At 50.5% G+C, this 287-nt stretch carries 1 protein-coding gene; it reads right to left on the bottom strand.

The features are described from left to right. The coding region (locus Q4563_RS19175; RefSeq protein ID WP_442903802.1) for a GTP-binding protein at positions 1–287 on the bottom strand (287 nt) is incomplete at both ends.

Genomic DNA, 287 nt, shown 5'->3' with positions numbered 1-287 from the left:
GGTTAAGACGCCGTTTCAATTCCTCCAGTCCATCGCCATTCAGCGATGAAAACATCTGCACGGATACATCTGTTGAGCTGTCACGTACCGCTTGCTGGACCTTTAGCAACGTGCTTTTGGCAGCCCCTCGTTTGAGTTTGTCGGATTTTGTCAGTACCAGATGGAGAGGCATACCGTTATCATTGGCCCATTCCAGCATGCGCTGGTCGTAATCGGTCAGTGGATGACGTATATCCATTAGTAGTACCAGGCCGACCAGCGCTTCGCGTTTTTGCAAATAGTTGCCG

The sequence above is a fragment of the Gilvimarinus sp. 1_MG-2023 genome (assembly GCF_030548285.1).
This window is presented reverse-complemented; position numbering and strand designations above follow the sequence as displayed.